4 protein-coding genes are annotated in these 1,131 nt (G+C 66.9%); all 4 read left to right on the plus strand.

Going from position 1 to position 1,131, the window contains the following annotated elements; genetic code table 11:
* A partial coding sequence (locus PLL68_RS15590; RefSeq protein WP_324535659.1) for a type II toxin-antitoxin system RelE/ParE family toxin occupies positions 1-198 on the plus strand: 198 nt, incomplete at its 5' end.
* A gap of 17 nt (positions 199-215) precedes the next feature.
* Entirely contained in the window at positions 216-500 is a 285-nt protein-coding gene (locus PLL68_RS15595; RefSeq protein ID WP_324535661.1) for a HigA family addiction module antitoxin, read from the plus strand.
* An 83-nt stretch (positions 501-583) separates the two neighbouring features.
* A complete protein-coding gene (locus PLL68_RS15600) occupies positions 584-820 on the plus strand; it encodes a FitA-like ribbon-helix-helix domain-containing protein (RefSeq protein ID WP_324535663.1) in 237 nt (78 codons plus the stop codon).
* A partial coding sequence (locus PLL68_RS15605; RefSeq protein WP_324535665.1) for a PIN domain-containing protein occupies positions 817-1,131 on the plus strand: 315 nt, incomplete at its 3' end. The genes PLL68_RS15600 and PLL68_RS15605, both read left to right, overlap by 4 nt.

The following is a 1,131-nucleotide window of genomic DNA, read 5'->3' on the forward strand; positions in this document are numbered from 1 at the left end:
CCCAAATTGCTCCGAGTCCTCTCAGCTCTGGATGTGGCCCAAGGTCCTGACGACCTGGCAATCCCGTCGTTCCGGACCCATCGGCTCAAAGGCGACCTGGCCGGGCACTACTCGATCTGGGTCAACGGGAACTGGCGGATCACCTTCCGGTTCATCGAATCGGACGTCGAACTCGTTGACTATCAGGACTACCACTGAGCAGGAAGGAGATGAACATGATGAAGAACCCAGTCCACCCCGGCGAGATCCTGCGCGAGGACGTTCTGGCCGAGCTCGGCCTCAGCGTCAGCGAGGCCGCGTCACGGCTGGGCATCTCGCGCGTGACGTTGAGCCGCGTGCTGCATGGTCACGCGCGGATCAGCCCCAACCTCGCCGTCAGGCTCGAAGGTGCCGGCGTGGGGACGGCACGCGCTTGGCTGGCGATGCAGTCCGCCCACGACCTGGCCGCGGAGCGTGCAGCCGGCACCCCGACGGTCCGCCGGCTCCAGCCTGTCGCGTAGGCGTGGAACCCACCGCCGACGGGGGCTCGGCCGACGGTGGCGGGCAAAGCCAAGGTGCTAGCATTGCTGTCAGGAGGTGCATGATGGCAACCCTGACCATTCGGCAGTTGGACGAGCGAACGCACGCGCGGTTGCGCGGGCGCGCAGCCGAGCATGGCCGCTCGGTGGAGGCAGAGGTTCGAGCGATCCTCGACGCCGCTGTCGACCTTCCCGAGCACAACCTGCTCCTTGCCCTTCACGAGACCATGTCTCAGGCTGGCGGGGTCGACCTCGAGGTGCCGTCGCGCACGGATCAGCCCCGCTCGGTCCATCTCTCGTGATCATCGCTGACACCAACGTGGTGTCGGAGTTCATGAGGGAGACCCCCGATGTGGCAGTGCTCGCCTGGGCTCAGGTCATCGACCCGGCAGAACTGACCATCAGCGTCGTCACGGTCGAGGAGGTCGAACGCGGACTGGGGCGGATGCCAGCGGGCCGGCGCCGGCGGGAACTGGAGAAGCGATGGGCAACGCTCGTGGGGGCTTTCGCGGCATCCATCGCGGTCTACGACCTGCTCGCGGCACGCGAGACAGCCGGCATCCTCGTCTCGGCTGAGGCCTCGGGACGACCGATGTCCTTGGCCGATGCGCAG

This window comes from Ornithinibacter sp., assembly GCF_035443565.1.
Classification (GTDB): domain Bacteria; phylum Actinomycetota; class Actinomycetes; order Actinomycetales; family Dermatophilaceae; genus Fodinibacter.

Excerpts from the sequence above, each read along its gene's own strand:
- PLL68_RS15600 (WP_324535663.1), top strand. The coding sequence starts at position 584 with ATGGCAACCCTGACCATTCGGCAGTTGGACGAGCGAACGCACGCGCGG.
- PLL68_RS15595 (WP_324535661.1), top strand. The coding sequence starts at position 216 with ATGATGAAGAACCCAGTCCACCCCGGCGAGATCCTGCGCGAGGACGTT.